We start from the raw sequence: 18,267 nt of genomic DNA, 5'->3' as shown, positions 1-18,267 counted from the left end.
CGACGTGGCTATCACGGTGTGACGATGCAGATGGTCAGCGAATCGGCTGGGGTCACCAAACCGGTTCTGTATCAGTGTTTCTCAGGGAAGCTCGAGCTCTACCTGACTGTCGTACAGCGGTATCTCGATCAGCTCTCCGGCACGGTACGTACGGTCTCGGAATCGCCGCAGTCCCCCCACCACGCCGTCCAGCGCATTGTCGAGGTCTTTTTCGATCTGGTCGATCGCGACGAATCAGGGCTACATGTCCTGATATTCGACTCCTCGCTACCCAGTGAGCCTTCGGTCAGGTTGCGGGTGCAACAGGCTGTGGCCGACTGCACCGCGACAGTTGCCAGGATGTTGCACCCGCACTGCGAGATACCTTGGCGGGCAAACCTGGTCGCTTCCTGGCTGGTAGGTGTCGGGATAGCCGCGGCCGGGCAATGGCACAGGGCGGGACGCACCGTGCCCAAGCATCACGCCGTGGAGACAACCACGCATCTGTGTTGGACGGGATTATCAGGCTCAGCCGGTAACACTCATCGCCTAGATCGGGCGGCGGTCGCTCTAGCGTCGGCGCCACCGGACGGCGCCGTCACAGCAGCGCTGGTGCGTGTTCCAGCTCCTGCTGGATCGCCCGCTTCGCGGCGGGCGGCAGGGTGTGCTTCTGAACGGTGGCCTCGACGAGCTCACTGACCAGTGACGTTGCCAGCGTGAGGAGTCGCCCAGATCGTGGCGGTCGGCCACGCCGAGGGACCGCCGCGTTCTGACACGGCCGTCCCTCGGCATGAATTCATCCAAACATCGCCCGTGGCACAACGCCCAGCGCCCGCAGCCACGTCGGGGCGGCGTTGTACGAGGTAAGGGCCTTGCCCGTGCTCCGGGCCGTTCGGGCGGTGACGAACCATGGCGGCTTCGGGGCCAGCGACATCTCGCCGTTTACCACCGAACGAGGGAATGGCCTGAATGGTCCTGTCGCGACCACACGCTCGACCTCATCGATGAGGAGCGCATTGTGGACGATCCCGATCCCGCTGCCGACCTCTTCGAGCGTGTGCCCCGGGAACGCGCCCCACGGGGCGCTCGCCACGAGGAAAATGAGTCCGGTCCAGCGTTGATGGCGATGCCGCCATACCGGAGGTCGGCGATCGCCTCGTCGAATTCCCTGCCCATGGCCTTCCGATCCCTGGGCCGGACAAGGACGTTCGCGCCGAGGGTGCCGATGAGGCGGTCGTTCGCGAAGGCCACCGCGTTCCGCAGGAACGTCGCTCCAACGCCCGGCAAGCAGGTGTGCCCCAAGACGCCGACGAAGTACTCGGTGGTGAACAGCGGGTCGTCCTCACCGTTCGCCTCGATCAGCACGCAGTCTCCGTGGCCCTGCGCGGCATGGTGGGTCTGGACCGCGGATTCGATCCGGTCTGCGGACCCCGGGTACCACGACTCACGGGCCTCGAGCCCGTCCAGGACGCGCGCCAACTCACCCAGGAACGCTTCGCGTTGCGGCCAGTCGCTACTCAGGATCAGCGTCTGGCCGGCGACACAGTTGTGACCCGCATTGTGCAGGCGCATCGTGGCGACATGCTCGGCCTGGTAGCGCAGGTCACGCTCGGACCATCGACCAGGGACCACGATGATCGGCGACACCCCGCCGAGTTCGCTGGTCATCTCCTTTTTCAGCCGGGGCTCGCCGGTCGCACGTCGTTCGGCAGCCTCCTCTCCCGAGCCCCACACCACCAAGTCATGAGTCACGACGCTGCCGGTGATGTGGACGTGGCTGATCCCGGGGTGATCGGCCAGGTAGCCACCGGTCTCCGCGCCTCCGTTCACGATCCGAAGGACGCCGAACTCGATCAGTGGTGCGAGTGCCGCCTCATATACCAGCTTGAGGGCACCGAAGGTGGGGTTGAGTTTCAGGATGGATGCCCTGTTGAAGGCGATCAGCTCATAGAGGACATCCAGCGGAGCGATGGAAGTGATGTTGCCGGCACCGAGGACCAAGCCGACACCGCCGTCTACCCCGAGTTCGTGTTGGCCGAGGCCGGCGCGCTCGGTCGTCTGCTGAGCATGTACGCCCGGCTTCAGCCACACATCAGCCTTGAACCCGTTCAACAGCAGCCACTCTTTGGCGTCAGTGGGAAGCACCCCGATCGTGGTGCGATTGCCGGGAGCGTGCCCGATACGGCGGCCCTCGATCGGGGATCGGCCTGCGGCGATGGCCTCGAGAGAGGTGCCCAGAGTCGCGAGGGCCTGCAGTGTCGCCGCCGGTCCGGACATCCACTCCTCACCCTCCAACGGGCCCGAGGGCACATTCTTGGCCTGGCACGCGACCTTCGCCCAGGTCGCAGCCTGCGCCGCGGTTGCCGCGTGGCAGGCCCGCAGCAGCGTGGCCCGCTCGCCAAGTCTCAAGTGGGCCCATCTGGCCGACCCGGCGGTCAGGTCAGAGACCGCTTGGTCAAGGGATCCTGATTCGATGTCGATCGCAGTAACCATCTGCTGGACTCCTCTTTGTTGTGCTGAGGATCGGAGGCTATGCGGGAGGCAGGTCCGCTGGCTTCGTGTGCTGGGCCAAAGGATCGCGGCGTTCGTTGTGCTGGCCCGGTCCAGTTCCAACCCTGCGGCCCGGATTGGTCGAAAGTGCCAACACGACTTCCGAATCTCTGGCAGGTGAGCGCAAGCGTAAGGGCGGCGCCCGACGGAATCATGAGTAGACCAGCAAGGTTCCGACAGCGGACTGACGACCATCACATGCAAAGAGGCAACGACTATGGCAACTGTCACCTTCGTCGAACACGACGGCACCTCCCATGACACCGACCTCGTCGAGGGTGAGTCGATCATGGAGATCGCCACGAGCAGCGCTATTCCCGGCATCGATGGTGACTGCGGCGGCGAGTCCGCGTGCGGCACCTGCCACATCATTGTCGACGATGAGTGGATCTCTGTGACCGGAAGGCGATGCGAGCAGGAGAGCCAAATGCTTGAGATGTCGCCGGAGTGCGAGCCGAACTCACGCCTGTCGTGTCAGGTAACCGCGTCGGCGGGTATGGACGGGCTGAAGGTCCGCCTGCCGGAATTCCAGATGTAGGCCACAACTTCCCCTCACCTTCACGACAGGCGGACGACCAACACATGAACACCGTGGATAGCGCGCTCGAAAGAGCGAAGACCAAAGTACAGAACAAGCTGCAGGCGACAATCCCTGTCGATCGGCAGGTCCAGGCGGCTCACCTGGTGGAGAAAGCAAGACGATTGGTCAGCAAAGTCGAGCCGCTCGTTTTCACCGAGCGGCCGATTCCGGACGCAGCGGACCTGCCGTTGACCGAACTCGACGTCAGCGATCCCTTCCTGTTCCGCCAAGGGAAGTGGCACTCGTACTTCAAGCGGCTGCGCGAGGAAGCTCCCGTCCACTACCTCGCCGATAGCGCGTTCGGCCCGTTCTGGTCGGTTACGCGCTACGAGGACATCGTCGCGGTCGACACGAACCCCGCTGTCTTCTCCGCGGAGCCCTACATCATCCTCGGTCACGCGCCTATCAACGTCGAGATGTTCATCGCGATGGACCCGCCTGTCCACGATGTCCAGCGCAAGGCCGTCCAAGGCGTTGTAGCTCCAAGAAACCTCAGGGAGATGGAGTCGCTCATCCGGGAGCGGGTTCAGGATGTGCTCGACAACCTTCCGATCGATCGGCCGTTTGATTGGGTTGACCGGGTCTCGATGGAGTTGACCGGCCGCATGCTCGCCACGCTGCTCGACTTCCCATACGACGAGCGCCGCAAGCTCACCTATTGGTCTGATACGATCAGCGGCACCGCGGAAGGCACCGGCGGCACCACTAGCCAGGACGATTTCTACGAGGCCACGGGCGACATGGCGCGCAACTTCATGGCCCTGTGGTACGACAAGGCGGCGCGGAGGAAGCGGGGGGAGGCGCCCGGCTTTGATTTGATCACGTTGATGCAGACCTCCGAAGACACCAAGGATCTGATCAATCGGCCGCTGGAGTTTCTCGGCAACCTCGCGTTGCTGATCGTCGGCGGCAACGACACCACCCGCAATTCAATGTCCGGCGGCGTACTGGCCCTGCACCAGAACCCGGATCAGTTCGAGAAGTTGAAGGCCGACCCGTCGCTGATCAGCAATACGGTCTCGGAGGTCATTCGCTGGCAGACGCCGTTGGCGTACATGCGCCGGGTCGCGAAGGAGGACGTCCACTTCGGCGGGCAGTTCATCCGCAAGGGCGACAAGGTTGTCATGTGGTACGCCTCCGGCAACCGTGATGAGCGCCAGTTCGAGAACCCGGACGCCTTCATCATCGACCGTCCGAACGCACGCAGCCACATGTCGTTCGGCTTCGGCGTGCACCGCTGCATGGGCAACCGTCTTGCCGAGATGCAGCTGCGCATCATGTGGGAGGAGTTGTTGGCTCGGTTCGACAAGATCGAGGTCATCGGTGAGCCGGAATACGTGCAGTCCAATTTCGTGAAGGGCTACGAGAAGATGATGGTCCAGTTGACGCCCAAGTCGACGGACTGAGTTCGAATGACAGCGGCGGGCAGGAAGAACACCATGGACAACGAGCGTGTGGTCATCGTCGGAGCCAGCCATGCAAGCGCACAGTTGTGCGCGAGTTTGCGGCAGGACGGCTGGACGGGAAAAATCCTGTTGATCGGCGATGAGCCATCGCTGCCCTACCAGCGTCCGCCGCTGTCCAAGACATATCTCGCGGGCAAGTCCAGCCTCGAGGAACTCTTGATCAAGAAGCCGGACTTCTATGAGAAGCAACGGGTCACGTTCCGCCAGGCTCGTGTGACGAGTGTCGACCGAGGCGCCCGTGCGCTGACCCTGGCCGACGCGGGGACTCTCGGCTACGACCACCTCGTTCTCTGTCTGGGTGCCCGCCCGCGTCGACTGAGTCTGCCGGGGGCCGATCTTCCCGGAGTGCACTATCTGCGTGACGCTGCCGATATCGAGGCAATCCGTGACGGCCTCAACACCACCAGCCACGCCGTCATCATCGGTGCCGGCTACATCGGGCTGGAGACGGCGGCGTCGTTACGAAAGTTGGGCGTTACCGTTTCGGTGCTCGAATCTGCCGACCGAGTCCTGCAGCGGGTTACCGCTCCGGAGTTGTCCGCGTTCTACGATCGCGTTCACCGCGAGGAGGGAGTTGACATTCGTGTCAGCGTCGGCGTCACCTCCCTGGAGGGAAAAGACCGCGTCAGTGGCGTCCGACTCGCGAACGGTGGTCGCATCGCTGCTGACCTGGTCATCATCGGCATCGGCGTCGTGCCGAATGTCGAGCTCGCCCAGGAGGCCGGACTGACGGTGGACAACGGCATCGTCATCGACGCGCACGGTCGAACCAGTGACCCGAACATCTTCGCTGCCGGTGACTGCGCCAACTACTTCGATCCTCGTTATGATTGTCGCCTGCGCTTGGAGTCGGTGCCCAATGCGGTTGAGCAGGGCAAAGTAGTCGCGGCGACGATCTGCGGCAAAGCCAAGGAGATCTCCGCGCTGCCGTGGTTCTGGTCGGATCAGTTCGATCTCAAACTGCAGATCGCGGGCCTCAACACCGGCTATGACGAGATCGTGCTGCGTGGCGACTCAGAAGCGGGCCGTGACTTCGCCTGCTTCTACCTCGACAAGGGCCTACTCATCGCTGCCGATTGTGTCAATCGCCCGCAGGAATTCATGTTCAGCAAGCGCGCCATCGCTCAGGGGCTAACGCCGAACCGTGAGTTGCTGGCCAACCCCGACACCCCACTGAATTCACTGCTGGGCGCGCCGACACCCCACACGGCTGCCCAGTGAATGCGCTGAAATTGGAGGGCTGAGCGATCATCCACATAGTTGGAGGAGTCAGCGGCGGGGCCCGAGACCCCCTGCCGCTGACGCCTCCATCTATTCGTCGCCCGTAAGGAACGCGTCGTGATAATCGAGCGCAAGCGCGATCGCAACGGGCGCTTCATTCAGGTCACGCCCGAGGATCTTCTCTATCTGGCTGAGCCGATAGCGAACCGTGTTCTTATGCACGATCAGGACGGCGGCGGCCTTCTCGACACTCCCCACGCCGAGGGTGACCCTCGCAGTCTGGCGGAGCCGGTTCATCGCTTCGTCGTTCTTGTACAGATCGCCGAGAGTGCGCTGGACGAACCGGACTGCCTGTTCACTCGACTGCCACAGCATCACCAGCGCTTCGACATTCGGGAAGTACAGCGGATTGGCGAGATTCTTCGCAGCGGCAGCGATCTTCTGGGCATGTCGAGCCTCGGAGTGGCTCTGCCGGAATCCTTCGACCCCCTCGCCCGGGGCGCCCACAGCGACCCGGATCCCACGCGCGGTGAGGTCCGGCTGCGCAGTGACAAGTTGGTCGAGTGATGGCTCCTTCACCGTGCTGAGCCAGACCCACAGGTCGCGACCGCCCGGGTTCACGATGAGGGGGTTGCGTGCGCCCGCGAACTTGGCGAGCTCGAATGCGACCGCCCGGAGCTCACTGACCCTGTCCGCACTGGATGCACTGAGCATCAAGGCGGTGTTGTAGCCCGAGATCGGATGGCCGTTGAGGGCATCTGAAAGATCCCTCGGATTAGCCATCGACCTTCTATCGAGGATTTCACGGACCGTCTCCAGTTTCTGCGCGGCCTCACCCAGTCGTACCTGATCCCGTTCGTCCTCGAAGAGGGCCGCTGATGATTCGACGACGGCATCGATCCACTGGCTCGCTCGATCCCAGAAGAAGATGAGGAACGCCGTACTTTCGGCGTCTGCCGCCTGCTCTACCAGCACCCCGGTGATGTGTTCCCACACCCCCCGGCGGGCGATCCGGTAGACCTGAAAAAGATCAGGCAACGTCCGCCCGCGGCGAGCGATCTCAACGGCCATCTCAGCTGCCGCAGGCACCATCGGCACGTCCTGTTCGGGCTGATTCATGCTCGCCAGGAACGCTCTCCACTGACTTTCCGCGCTCCGTCGAATCACCCCAGTCAGATACGGGTCTGCCGCCATCGCAGGAACGGCGTCCTGAACCCGGAGCACGATGCGATCGACCCACTGCCCGAAAGCTACCGGTTCCGATTGAGTGGCGACGAACTCACGGACGCGAGCATCGAAACGGTCGTCGCGGTTCATCGCGAGCACCTCCTATTGGACGTTAAGTACACCTCAGCTTGCTGATCTTTGGCGAAACGCCCGAATCGCGACGCGGGCGCCTATGCGAATGTACAGGTCCAGTAGATCACCGGCACTCAAGCAGATTGGCACCATCATGGCAAACCTGGAGCGCGACTACGACGTTCTCGTCATTGGCTCAGGTTTCGGAGGGTCTGTCACCGCCCTCCGCCTGACTGAGAAGGGATATCGGGTCGGCGTGATCGAGGCTGGCCGCCGGTTCGCAGACGACGATTACGGCAAGACGAACTGGAAAACCCGCCGGTTCATCTGGGCCCCGAAACTGGGCTGCTACGGGATCCAACGGATTCACCTCCTCAACGACGTGGTTGTGCTCGCAGGCGCCGGGGTCGGTGGCGGCTCCCTGGTGTACGCGAACACTCTTTACGAACCTCAGACCGACGCGTTTTACAACGACCAACAGTGGGCGCACATCGCCGACTGGAAGACCGAGCTCGCCCCTCATTACGATCAGGCCAAGCGGATGCTCGGGGTTGTCCTCAACCCAACTCAGACTGCAGCCGACGACGTCCTTCAGAAGGTCGCCGACAAGATGGGGGTCGGCTCTTCCTACCACGCGGCGCCGGTCGGCGTCTTCTTCGGATGCGACGATGCCAAGGAACCGGGCAAAGTATCTCCGGACCCATACTTCGGAGGCGCGGGCCCCGATCGGGCCGGGTGCTTGGAGTGCGGCGAGTGCATGAGCGGATGCCGACACAACGCCAAGAACACCCTCGTCAAAAACTACCTCTACCTTGCGGAGCAGGCCGGGGCAAAGATCCTTCCGATGAGCACTGTCACCCGAGTGCGTCCGCTGGCGGGCAGTGGATACGCGGTCGAGATCCAGCCCACGGGCAAGCGCTCGAAGAAGCGCGCGTACGAGCTGACCGCCGAGCACGTGGTCTTTGCCGCTGGTACATGGGGAACGCAGACGCTGCTCCACAAGATGCAGGCCTCCGGAGACCTGCCGAACCTCTCCAAGCGGCTCGGTATGCTCACCCGGACCAACTCGGAGTCGATCTGTTCGGCGAACGTCAAGCTCCGCAACCCGGAGAAATTGGACTTCCACAACGGTGTCGCGATCACTTCGTCGATCCACCCCGACGACCGAACCCATATCGAGCCGGTCCGTTACGGCATTGGTTCGAGTTCGATGGCGGGGCTGCTCACATTGATGACCGATGGTGGCGGCAACGTCCCTCGGGTGCTGAAGTGGCTGAGCGCCGTGGTGCGTCACCCGATCAACTTATTGAACCTCTTCGTCGGGCTGCGCTCCTGGTCGCGTCGCACAATCATCGCACTGGTCATGCAGACGCACGACAACTCGATCACGGTCCTGCCGAAACGCACATGGACGGGCAAGGTGAAGCTCACCTCCAAGCAGGGACATGGCGAGCCCAACCCGACTTGGATCCCAGCGGCCAACGAAGCAACCCGTCTGATGGCTGAAGAGATCGGTGGGGTCCCGTTCAGCAGCATCGGCGAGATCTTCAACGTTCCGATGACTGCCCACTTCTTGGGCGGTGTAGTCATCGGTGACTCGACCAACAACGGCGTCGTCGACGCATACCACCGCGTCTTCGGTCATGAGGGCCTGCATGTCGTCGATGGCGCTGCGATCTCGGCCAACATCGGAGTCAACCCATCGCTGACGATCACTGCTCAGGCCGAACGGGCGATGTCGATATGGCCGAACAAGGGCGAGTACGACACCCGGCCCCCGCTGGGCGAAAGATATCTCGAGGTCGAGCGAATCTGGCCGAAGGCCCCTGTCGTTCCCCGGAGCGCGCCGGCAGCCTTGCCATTCCCGACCGTTCGCCCGGACGCAGCGACCCGGAAAAACGCCAGCTTGCGGTCCACAACTGAGTAGGTGAACCGTTGGTGTGTGATGGGCCCGGTGACCGCGAACGTCGGCGGCAACATCGGCCAAGCGCAGCCGCTGGTCTGCACGTACACAACGGCCGTGAATACCGCCCGCTGGCCCACCGGGCGGTACCACCCCCCTGTTCACACGGACGAAACGGCGGCAGCAGCGGTTCGGCCAACTCCCACAGTGCATCCGGAACAACCGCCGCGAAACTAGTCCACCACAGCCGAACATCCTGCTGCACAATCGATTACGAGGTGAGACACGGCCTTGGTGCCTGTCCTGCACGTCATCCGATTCAGAGGAAATCGCGCCGCGGTGAGCTCAGCCCGGAAATTCCGTAGCAGCGCGTTTGGCATAGTTGCGTTACAACGAAGTGATCGCCGATGGCAGCGGCGGACTAGTTCACACGGTTGGACCGGTGCAGTTCTTGCCGAGCACGTGAAGTGCGCACGACAGCGACAGCACCAGTGACGTCATCAGCGAACCGAATAATCTCTACGATTCGACATCGAGCCGCGGCCCTCATACAGCCCGCACCATGAAGGGTTCAATGAGGGACGATTATTGCGCTGCGGGTGAGTATCTACCATATGCAGTCCGCTCCAACTATTGCAGATAACGACCGAGCGTTGATTCCCGATTACCTCGAACCTGCTCTGCAGAACACTTGCGCGAACGGAAGTCGGGTCGGCTGCGAGCAGCGTGGCGATACCTGGAAACGATCAGAGTAGTGATCACCCCGCTGATTGCGACAACATAAAGGGGCTCATCCCAATCGGGGGTGTAGGAGTTGGGGTCTGAAGCCGCCGGTCTCGAGCAGGCTTCGGGCGATGTAGTTGGTCAGGTTGCGGAACCCGAGTGCGGAGCCGCGCAGGTGTTCGAGCCGTCCGTTGAGCGCCTCGGTCGGCCCGTTGCTGGTGCCGGGTCGTTCGAAGTAGGCGAGCACGTCGGCGGCTCGCTTCTTCAGGGTCCGGCCCAGGGTGGTGAGCTCGGTGAGCACCTTGGGGACGCCGGCGCTGAGGTCGGTGATCAGCTTCTCCATGAGCTCGCGGCCACGTTGCCGGTCCTCGTGGCGATAGGCGGCGATCATGCGCTGGTAGACACCCCAGGTCGCCTCGACCTCGACGTGAGCGTCATCAACGAACAGCGCGCGTAGCCTGTCGCTCTGCTTGTCGGTAAGCAGGTCCGCGCCGGTGTGCAGCGTGCGCCGCGACTTGTAGAGCGGGTCGTCCCTGAACCCACGGTGCCCGTGGATCGCGAGTTGGACCCGGCGCCGACACCTGTCGAGGGCGTCACCGGCCAGGCGCACGACGTGGAAGGGATCCATCACCGTGACCGCGTCCGGGATCTCCTCCGCAGCGGCGGTCTTGAACCCGGTGAAGCCGTCCATCGCGACCACCTCGACCGCGTCACGGAAGGCGTCGTCGCGGTCGGCGAGCCAGGTCTTGAACGCCGCCTTCGACCGGCCCTCGACCATGTCCAGCAGCCTTGCTGGGCCGGCGCCATCGCGGGCCGGGGTGAGGTCGATGATCACGGTGACGTACTTGTCGCCACGCCTGGTGTGGCGCCAGACGTGCTCATCGACGCCAATGACCTTCACGCCCTCGAACCGCGTGGGGTCGTTGATCAGCAGCCGCTTGCCTTCGGCCAGGACCGCGTTGTTGGCTGTGTCCCACGCGACCCCGAGTCCCTCGGCGACACGGGCGACGGTGAGGTGTGCGACCACGATCCCTTCCAGCGCCCACCGCAACCCGGTGCGCGAGAGCTTCGCGCGTGGCTCCGCCGCGGCGCTGGTGTCTTGGCGCCACACGTGTCCGCAGTCGGCACAGCGGTAGCGGCGCACTACAACTTCCAGCACGGTCGGTCGCCAGCCCAGCGGCTCGTGGGCCAACCGCCGGATCACGGTGTCACGAGCAGCGCCTTCGCTGCCGCACCGTCGGCACCACTGATCTGGTTCCACCACGCGGCACGCGAGGACCGCACGATCCGGTTCAAGTCGTTGCCCGGTCACGCTCAGACCGAGGCCGTCGAGTCGAGCGAAGGCGGTCAGGTCAGGGCGGCCGAAGCCGGCCGGCGGGGTAGCGTCGGACACGTCGAGGTCTTTCGGATGGATGGCGTAGGAACCTCCATCGTCGGGAGACCTCGACGTCTATCTGCGGACCGACGCGCCCGGCCGACCTACACCCTCACCTGGGAAGAGCCCATAAAGGCCGTACAGTAGCAACAGCGTAAACATCTCATGCCAAGTTCTGAATATCGGACGTTCTCTCCGGCATTCATACCACGCACATCCCCTTCGCGATCAGCACACGACACGGCTACCCGGAGTTGACCCGCAAGAAATGCGGGCCACAAACCGACGCTGCCTATTCCATTCCTGAGCTGACCCGAGTAGCCGCGAGCCTCATCACCAGGGTGTCGTCGGACTCCGACAACGACTCTTGGATCGCCACCTGTGCCGCGTGCGGCAGCGTGTGGATGATCTCGCGCACGCGCGCCTGACGGCGGAACACGGCCTGCCGGGCGGGCATGCCGGGCTCGGCCTTCATCTGCGCGATGATGCCCTCGATCTCCTCGGCGCCACCGTGGTGGTGACCGGCGTCGACGAGCGCCTGCTCGCGCGCCATCTGCGCCTCGTCCTTCTCCTCCGACATACCGATCGGGCCGATCATGCGGCCGTTGAGGAACTGCTTGACCACCGGCTCCTCGCTGGTGAGCAGCACCTCACGGGGGCCGAACATCACCAGCTGACGGCGGAAGAGCATGCCGATGTTGTCCGGCACGGTACGGGCCAGGTTGATGTTGTGCGTCACGATCAGGATCGTGGCGTCGATCTGCGCGTTGATGTTGAGCAGCAGCTGCGCCAGGTACGAGGTACGCACGGGGTCAAGGCCCGAGTCGGGCTCGTCGACGAGGATGATCTGCGGGTCGAGGACCAGCGCACGGGCCAGACCGGCGCGCTTGCGCATACCGCCGGAGATCTCGCCGGGCAGCTTGTTCTCGGCGCCGAGCAGACCGGTCAGCTCGAGCTTCTCCATGACCACGCGGCGGATCTCGGATTCGGTCTTCTTCGTGTGCTCACGAAGCGGGAACGCGATGTTGTCGTACAAATTCATCGAGCCGAACAGCGCGCCGTCCTGGAAGAGGACGCCGAACAGTTTGCGGATCTCGTAGAGCTCCTTATTGGAGCAGGTCATGATGTCGGTGCCATCGATGAAGATGGACCCGCGCTCGGGCCGCAGCAGACCGATGAGCGACTTCAGGAACACCGACTTACCCGTACCCGAAGGGCCGAGCAACGCACTGACCTCACCCGAAGGGAGCGTGATCGACACGTCCTGCCAAATTCGCTGTGAACCGAAAGATTTTGTTACTCCCTCGGTCCTGACCTCGACGCCCATCAGTAATCCTCACTCACACTGGTGTGATATCGGAGATCAACCACTGATCACCGGATTCGGTCATGGTCACCCGCACGCGACTGCCGTCGAGGCGCGGCCCCGGCATAGTGGCGCTCTTCGTTGTCTGATTAAGGAACATCAGCACGGTCACTTCGTTCTCGTCTGCCTTGACGACAGCTGCCTCTGCGACGGCAGCCTCGGTCGTGATCGAATCCTTGTGCGCAGCAGGGATGATCACGGCATTGCCGAGCTCGGCGAAATCGTTTTTGAACGTCCCGGTAAGGTTGTCGGCGCGCTTGCGGAATTCTGTGTCGATGGTGTTGAAGTCATAGGACAACACCAGCGGAATGCGCTTCTTAGCCGAATCCATCGCGGCCAGTGACGATGTTTCGACGGAATGGACGTTATTCATCCGCACGGCCAGAACAGCGACAGATACTGCCGCAGCCACCGTCAGTGCGAAAACGACCGCGACGCTCGATACGAGCACCTTCGCGGGCCAGCCCGCTATGTGCCCGATTACCCCGGATGGCCACGCTTTCAGCCGACCGAAGAAACCTCGCGATGCGGCGGCATTTTCTGCCGAATCGGTGATGATACTCATGCGACGAACTCCACGTCTGAAACGAGCCAGTCGGACCCGTTCTTTTCCAGGGTCATTTTCATTCTGTACACCCGCATTTGTCCTTCGGGCACTTCGGAATTCTTGACCGTCGATGTGACGGCGGCGATGATCACGGCGCGATCGTCACCGACCGATACGATTCCCGCTTCCTTCACTTCACCGGACGATTCTACTTGCCCTTGCGTGAGAACCGAGGAGAATGTCCCTGATACCTTGTCGAATTGATCGCGAAACGATCCGGTGGAATTCGCCGCGATGGTGTCGAGATTCTCTTTCGCTGACGTGTGATTGAGGGAGACCAGTTCCGCGGCCACCCTACGCCCCGTATCCAGAACAATCCGGTCGCGTTCGCCCGCATTTTCGGAGGCGCGGACATCGGTGAACAGTTTCGCCGCGCCGCCGAGAACGGCGAACATCGCGACGGTGAGGACGATCAACGCCGCGGCGAGTCGGCGCGGCCGCCGTTGACCTTTGATCTCGGGTGCGGCGGTGTCAACTTCCGAACCTTCTGTGGCCGTGGTCGAATCTACTTGATCAAGAGCGATTGCCATTTCATGACTTCCTTTCCAGATACTGATGGTGCGCTGCCGAGGACGTATGTGATCCCGTCCGGGCCTCGGAAGATCCCGCTGAGCTCGGCATACGGTACGGCTGCGGGATTGTCCGCGGAGAGCACCGGTTCGGCTGCCGCCGCCGTGGGTGCTGGTTGCGGTTGCTCAGGTGGGGTCGGCGTGATCACCCTGGGGCGCTGCGGCATATCGGACCACGTCGACGGCAGCCCGCGTGGGCAGTTCGCCACGTCAGCGGTGCGAACCGTCGGATCGGTGGCGCAGGGCAGGTTGCGGGCACCGCGGGCGACTTTCGGGTTATCGGGGAGGACGTCGCAGTGCTGATTCGGCGTGACCTCGAGCGGGGCTGTGTCGGAGGGGTCACGACGTTGGGTGCCCTGATAGCCCTCGGTACACGGGGGTGGATTAAGAGTGTTACCGAGTTTGATGTCGAGCGGCAGCGGCAGCTGGGGATCGGGGTTGTCGAAGTATCCGACAGCGCTGTTGTTGACGACGGCGCTCAGAGCTGGGTAGACGACGAGGATCTGACGCAGTTGCGGAAGATTCACCCGCAACACCTGGCCCACTGTCTGCAGATCAGTGAGTAGTAACGGCAACGGCTGAGTCAGATCGGCGAAGGTACCGCCGACAGTATCGGCAGCGATCGGCCCTTCATCGAGGATGGCCCGGATCTGAGTGTCGTTGAGGACGAGTTGCTGACTGAACGACGCAAGATCGTGCGTGAACGAGCGAATATCGTTCCCTACGAAGTTCCCGGTCGTCAACAACGACTCTGCATCATTGATCAGCTGGACTGTCGGCCCCAGATCTGCCTGCGCGAGGCGAATAAGATCGGCTGAGGATTCGATGAGCCCCGACAATGCGGGACCGGTTCCGTCGAGTGCGGCCGCCACCTCGTCGATCGTGTTGTTCAGGCTCTCGGTCCGGATATCGGTCAGCAGCGTCTGGAGATTGTTGAGCACCTGCCCCGTCGGCACCGGGACAGCTGTTCGAGTCTTCGCAATGCGCGAACCGTCGGCCAGGTACGGCTCCGAGTTCGTGTCCGGTTGCAGGTCGAGGTATTGCTCGCCCACCGCCGACATGCTCTTGATAGTTGCCGTCGTCGACGCAGGCACCCGGTAGTCGGACTCGAGCTGGAGCCGTACTTCAACGGTGGTGCCGTTGAGCTCGATTCCGGTGACCCGACCGATGTCGAGGCCGCGATAGGTGACGAGTGCGTCTTCATAGATCCCGCCCGCCTCGGCGAATTCCGCGGTGACCGTGTAGGTGCCGATACCGGTCAATCGCTGGATGCTCACATAGTGCACAAGACCGTACGCGAGGCTGGCCACGGCTAGGACGGCGAAAACGATCAATTGTCCTCGGACAAGTCTGGTTCTCATCATCGACCTCCAGTCGCCGGTGCGGGGGTGGGTTCTGTCGGCGCTGTCATCGGATTCACCAAACGGCCGGGGTCACCGGGCAGCAGATCTCGCAGTGGGATGCTGCCGAGCATCTTGTTCTGGATCGCTTCGGCGCTGAGGTCAACGGTGAGGAACAGATTCAGATAGTCGCCGCGAAGTCCGTCCATCGCGGTCACGGGGAACGGGACGCTCGCAGCGAGCAACAGGCTTTCGGGAAGGTCCTTTCCCGAATTGGCGAGCTCGGTCAGGACCGGTTGCAGGCTTTGCAGGTTGGCGGCCAGATCGGCGCGGCTGCTGCGCAGGACATCGGCGGCTTGCGCGCCGAACCGGCCGACACTGTCGAGCATCGTGACCAGTTGACCACGCTGCTCTTCGAGCACTGCCAGCGCCGGTTGGATCTGTTCGATGCCCGCGGCGAGTGTCGCGTTCTGATCGGCCAGAGACTGGGCAAGGCCGTCCAGGCTGTCGATAGCTCTGACGATGTTGTCGCGTTGGGCATCCAGGCCTCCGACGAAGGTCTCGATGCGCCCGACCGCGCTGTTGACGGACTCTTCCCTGCCGCCGACGGCTTGGTTGAGTTCACTCATGATTGTCCGAACCTGCTGCAGACCACTACCGTTGAGCAGCAGCGACAGCGCCGCGAGGACCTCTTCGGTCGCGGGGTACTCGTAGCTGGCACCGAGCGCGATGGTGTCACCATCGGCGAGTCGCCCGGTTGCAGATGCCGTCGGCGGGGTGGTCAGCTCCAAATACTGCGAGCCGAGCACACTGGTCTGCGCGAGCTGCGCAGTGACATTCTTCGACAACTCGACCGACTCGTCGATGTCTACGGTCGCGACGGCCGTGTAGCCATCGACCTCGATACGCCGGATGATTCCGACGGTTACGTTGTCGGCTTTGACAATCGAATTGCCGACGAGGTTTTGTACATCTCGCAGTTCTACCCGAACCGTGTAGCTCTCATCGCCGATGGCGTTGTTGGGCAGCGGGATCGAGTTGGGGCCATCGAACCGGCAACCGGCAACCAAGATGGACGAAACAAGGGTAGTTGCCAGGATCATCGATGCGTTACGGATGATTTTCAACGTCCGCCTCCGAGACCAGGAATGAGCAGACCGGGCAGAAGATTCGCGGGAGCGGGAGCCGGCGCCGCGGGTTTGGGTTGGGCAGCGCGTACGGCAGCACCGAGAAGGTCTCCGAAGTTGTCGCTCGCGCGCGAGCATTCCTGCTGTGGCGCATTTGCGGTCGTGAGCAAGGCGCAGATGAACGACATCGGCTCAGGGAAATCGGCGACCGACACGGCAGTGGTCAGCGCCCGGGAGTCGGGATCGTAGATGTTGTACAAGTCCGCGAGCGCGGTGGGTGCGGCGTGCAGAATCTGGGCGAGGTCGTCCTGCCGATTGGCCAGCAGACCGGAGATCCGCTGCAATTCGGTGACATTGCGCTGCAGCGCCGAACGGTTGTCGTGCACATAGGATCGAATCTCGGGCAACATCGCATGCAGTGCCTGCAGTGCGGCGTCGAGCTGGGTGCGGTTATCGTCGAGGAGATCGGATACGTCGGCGAGCTGGCCACTGAACTGCCGAATCTGCTGATCACTAGCGGCCAGAGCGGAGACGACGGTTTGCAGATTCCGAACAGTCGAGAACAGGTCGGGTGCACCTTGATCGATGGTCTGCAGGGCCGCGGACAGGTTCAGCAGGGTCTGTTTCAAGGTTGCACCGTTGCCCGACAACGCCGCCGAGGTCGCCTCGGTGAATCTGCTGAGCGAGCCGTCGGCGCCTGGCCGATCCGGGCCGACCTCCGTGGCGAGCTGGTCGAGCTGCCGCTTGATCTGGTCGTACTCCACGGGTGCCGCTGTACGTTCCATCGGGATTTCGGCGCCATCATCGAGTGCAGGCCCGTCGGCGCGACGATCGGTGGTGAGCTGGATGTAGCGACCGGAAACCAAGGTCGGTGCCACGATGACGGCGCGAGTGTCGCTGGGGATGAATGTTTCCGCGTCGTAGGTGAATTCGACTCGAACCTTGTCGCCGATCGGCTCGATCCGGTCGATGGTTCCGATCGGGACGCCCCGGACGGTCACGTTGTCCCCGACATACATGCCGGCGGTGTTGGTGAAATAGGCGGTAGCGTGCTTGGTACCTTGACGGTCGACGGCAGTCACGATGACGACGACCAGCGCGGCGACTGCCACAGCGATTCCCAATATGCGTCCAGGCAGCGGAATCCGCCGACCCGACGTTGGTTTGCGTATCATCGTCCACCTCCGAGACTGCCCGGGCCCTGGCCGTGCAGGTTGACCGGAGTGATGTTGTGCAGGAGCGCGCTGAAGAACGGTCCGCTGCCCACGACCTCCCCCAACTGGGTTGCGAACGGGCGCAGACCGCTGATCGCATCGTTGATATTCGCGTGGTTCTCGTTCAACAGTGCGATCAGTTTTTCGAGTTCAGCCAGTGCCGGCGGTGTTGTCGCCGCGTTGTCCGCGACCAGGCCACGGAGCTCGTTGCTCACCTGGGTGACTGTGAAAAGCAAGCTCCTGATAGTCGCGGCTCGGTCGTTCAGCGCTGCGAACAACGTTCCACCGTCGCTGATGAGAGCGGTCAGGTTCTGGTTGCGATCAGCGAGAATTTCCGAGACCGCGCTCGTTTCGGTGAACAGATCACGCACGGCCTGGTCGCGATCGGCCACTGTGGCGGAAGCTCGCGAGATTCCGTCGAATGCCGACTGGAGGTTTTCCGGCAGGTTTTCGGTCACTGTCGAGATGCTGTCGAGGGCATCGGACAACTTCTTCTTGTCGGTGCCCTCCAGCTTGCCGGTCAGCTGCGAGAGCGAATCGGTGATGTCGTAGCCGGAAGTAGTGCGGCTGACCGGAATCCGGTCGCCGAGCTCACCTCCCCCGTCCGGACGGAGCTCGACGAATCGGCGCCCGAGCACCGTCTCGACCTTGATCGCCGCACCTGTGCGGTCGCCGAGACGACGGTCGCGGGTATCGGCGTGTACCTCTACATCGACGTGATCGCCGACCAACTGAATGGAGGTGACTTTGCCTACGGTGATCCCGGTGATCTGAACAGTGTCGCCCGGTTGGAGTCCGCTGGCGTCGGTGAATTCGACGACATAGCTGCTCGATCCGGGCCATCCGGGAATCGATTGATAGTTGAAAACCAGCACGAGCAGCGCAACCAGTACCCCGGTTCCGATCCAGCCGAGCCGGATCGGGTCACGATCGAAGAATGATTTCATC

At 62.8% G+C, this 18,267-nt stretch carries 14 protein-coding genes and 2 pseudogenes; 5 read left to right on the top strand and 11 right to left on the bottom strand.

All coding sequences use genetic code 11. From position 1 onward, the window contains the following. Positions 1-6: 6 nt before the first annotated feature. A pseudogene (locus BOX37_RS36325) lies at positions 7-678 on the top strand (TetR/AcrR family transcriptional regulator); the annotation flags it as partial. A gap of 243 nt (positions 679-921) precedes the next feature. Here BOX37_RS36325 and BOX37_RS28190 read toward each other — a convergent pair. Further along, on the bottom strand, positions 922-2,592 hold the full coding sequence (locus BOX37_RS28190) for an aldehyde dehydrogenase family protein (protein WP_338039766.1): 1,671 nt from the start codon (positions 2,590-2,592) through the stop codon (positions 922-924). Between the two features lie 154 nt (positions 2,593-2,746). Between BOX37_RS28190 and BOX37_RS28185 the strand changes: the two genes are divergently transcribed. The 3 genes from BOX37_RS28185 to BOX37_RS28175 are packed head-to-tail and all read left to right on the top strand — an operon-like array spanning position 2,747 to position 5,796. Next, entirely contained in the window at positions 2,747-3,067 is a 321-nt protein-coding gene (locus tag BOX37_RS28185; protein WP_071930255.1) for a 2Fe-2S iron-sulfur cluster-binding protein, read from the top strand. Between the two features lie 44 nt (positions 3,068-3,111). Further along, a complete protein-coding gene (locus tag BOX37_RS28180) occupies positions 3,112-4,515 on the top strand; it encodes a cytochrome P450 (RefSeq protein WP_071930254.1) in 1,404 nt (467 codons plus the stop codon). 33 nt (positions 4,516-4,548) lie between these two features. Continuing rightward, entirely contained in the window at positions 4,549-5,796 is a 1,248-nt protein-coding gene (locus BOX37_RS28175) for an NAD(P)/FAD-dependent oxidoreductase (RefSeq protein WP_071930253.1), read from the top strand. Positions 5,797-5,886: 90 nt separating this feature from the next. Here BOX37_RS28175 and BOX37_RS28170 read toward each other — a convergent pair whose 3' ends face one another. Then, the gene (locus tag BOX37_RS28170) at positions 5,887-7,113 is read right to left on the bottom strand and encodes a PucR family transcriptional regulator (RefSeq protein WP_156910586.1); all 1,227 of its coding nucleotides are present in this window, start codon (positions 7,111-7,113) and stop codon (positions 5,887-5,889) included. 136 nt (positions 7,114-7,249) lie between these two features. Between BOX37_RS28170 and BOX37_RS28165 the strand changes: the two genes are divergently transcribed. Beyond that, positions 7,250-9,022, top strand: a complete 1,773-nt coding sequence (locus tag BOX37_RS28165; RefSeq protein ID WP_071930251.1) for an FAD-dependent oxidoreductase — start codon at positions 7,250-7,252, stop codon at positions 9,020-9,022. Here the strand turns inward: BOX37_RS28165 and BOX37_RS35615 are convergent. The 9 genes and pseudogenes from BOX37_RS35615 to BOX37_RS28120 all read right to left on the bottom strand — a co-directional run. Then, positions 9,022-9,245 (bottom strand): annotated as a pseudogene (locus tag BOX37_RS35615) (transposase); the annotation flags it as partial. The gene BOX37_RS28165 and the pseudogene BOX37_RS35615 overlap by 1 nt on opposite strands. A gap of 543 nt (positions 9,246-9,788) precedes the next feature. Further along, positions 9,789-11,114: an ISL3-like element ISPfr2 family transposase gene (locus BOX37_RS28155; RefSeq protein WP_071930237.1), complete on the bottom strand. Its 1,326-nt coding sequence runs from the start codon at positions 11,112-11,114 to the stop codon at positions 9,789-9,791. Between the two features lie 274 nt (positions 11,115-11,388). After that, positions 11,389-12,423, bottom strand: coding sequence for an ABC transporter ATP-binding protein (locus tag BOX37_RS28150; RefSeq protein ID WP_071930249.1), 1,035 nt, complete (start codon positions 12,421-12,423; stop codon positions 11,389-11,391). A 13-nt stretch (positions 12,424-12,436) separates the two neighbouring features. Beyond that, on the bottom strand, positions 12,437-13,027 hold the full coding sequence (locus BOX37_RS34420) for a hypothetical protein (RefSeq protein WP_156910585.1): 591 nt from the start codon (positions 13,025-13,027) through the stop codon (positions 12,437-12,439). After that, complete coding sequence (locus tag BOX37_RS28140) at positions 13,024-13,599, bottom strand: hypothetical protein (RefSeq protein WP_071930247.1); 576 nt, start codon at positions 13,597-13,599, stop codon at positions 13,024-13,026. The genes BOX37_RS34420 and BOX37_RS28140 overlap by 4 nt, the downstream gene beginning before the upstream one ends. Then, positions 13,575-14,999 (bottom strand): MCE family protein, encoded by a 1,425-nt coding sequence (locus tag BOX37_RS28135; RefSeq protein WP_276207274.1) that lies wholly within the window; start codon positions 14,997-14,999, stop codon positions 13,575-13,577. Before BOX37_RS28135 ends, BOX37_RS28140 begins: the two co-directional genes overlap by 25 nt. Next, positions 14,999-16,105, bottom strand: a complete 1,107-nt coding sequence (locus BOX37_RS28130; RefSeq protein ID WP_240505083.1) for an MCE family protein — start codon at positions 16,103-16,105, stop codon at positions 14,999-15,001. The genes BOX37_RS28135 and BOX37_RS28130 overlap by 1 nt, the downstream gene beginning before the upstream one ends. After that, positions 16,102-17,217 (bottom strand): MCE family protein, encoded by a 1,116-nt coding sequence (locus tag BOX37_RS28125; RefSeq protein WP_240505082.1) that lies wholly within the window; start codon positions 17,215-17,217, stop codon positions 16,102-16,104. The genes BOX37_RS28130 and BOX37_RS28125 overlap by 4 nt, the downstream gene beginning before the upstream one ends. Positions 17,218-17,276: 59 nt before the next feature. Then, the gene (locus BOX37_RS28120; protein ID WP_071930243.1) at positions 17,277-18,266 is read right to left on the bottom strand and encodes an MCE family protein; all 990 of its coding nucleotides are present in this window, start codon (positions 18,264-18,266) and stop codon (positions 17,277-17,279) included. Position 18,267: the final 1 nt, after the last annotated feature.

Origin of the sequence: Nocardia mangyaensis, from assembly GCF_001886715.1 — a bacterium.
Taxonomy (GTDB): Bacteria; Actinomycetota; Actinomycetes; order Mycobacteriales; family Mycobacteriaceae; genus Nocardia; species Nocardia mangyaensis.
Note: the sequence above shows the minus strand (reverse complement) of the source record. Positions and strands in the feature narration are given on the sequence as shown.

Bases quoted from the DNA above. Each gene is read 5' to 3' on its own strand.
- BOX37_RS28185 (WP_071930255.1), top strand. From the start codon at position 2,747: ATGGCAACTGTCACCTTCGTCGAACACGACGGCACCTCCCATGACACC.
- BOX37_RS28180 (WP_071930254.1), top strand. From the start codon at position 3,112: ATGAACACCGTGGATAGCGCGCTCGAAAGAGCGAAGACCAAAGTACAG.
- BOX37_RS28175 (WP_071930253.1), top strand. From the start codon at position 4,549: ATGGACAACGAGCGTGTGGTCATCGTCGGAGCCAGCCATGCAAGCGCA.
- BOX37_RS28170 (WP_156910586.1), bottom strand. From the start codon at position 7,113: ATGAACCGCGACGACCGTTTCGATGCTCGCGTCCGTGAGTTCGTCGCC.
- BOX37_RS28165 (WP_071930251.1), top strand. From the start codon at position 7,250: ATGGCAAACCTGGAGCGCGACTACGACGTTCTCGTCATTGGCTCAGGT.
- BOX37_RS28150 (WP_071930249.1), bottom strand. From the start codon at position 12,423: ATGGGCGTCGAGGTCAGGACCGAGGGAGTAACAAAATCTTTCGGTTCA.
- BOX37_RS34420 (WP_156910585.1), bottom strand. From the start codon at position 13,027: ATGAGTATCATCACCGATTCGGCAGAAAATGCCGCCGCATCGCGAGGT.
- BOX37_RS28140 (WP_071930247.1), bottom strand. From the start codon at position 13,599: ATGGCAATCGCTCTTGATCAAGTAGATTCGACCACGGCCACAGAAGGT.
- BOX37_RS28135 (WP_276207274.1), bottom strand. From the start codon at position 14,999: ATGAGAACCAGACTTGTCCGAGGACAATTGATCGTTTTCGCCGTCCTA.
- BOX37_RS28120 (WP_071930243.1), bottom strand. From the start codon at position 18,266: ATGAAATCATTCTTCGATCGTGACCCGATCCGGCTCGGCTGGATCGGA.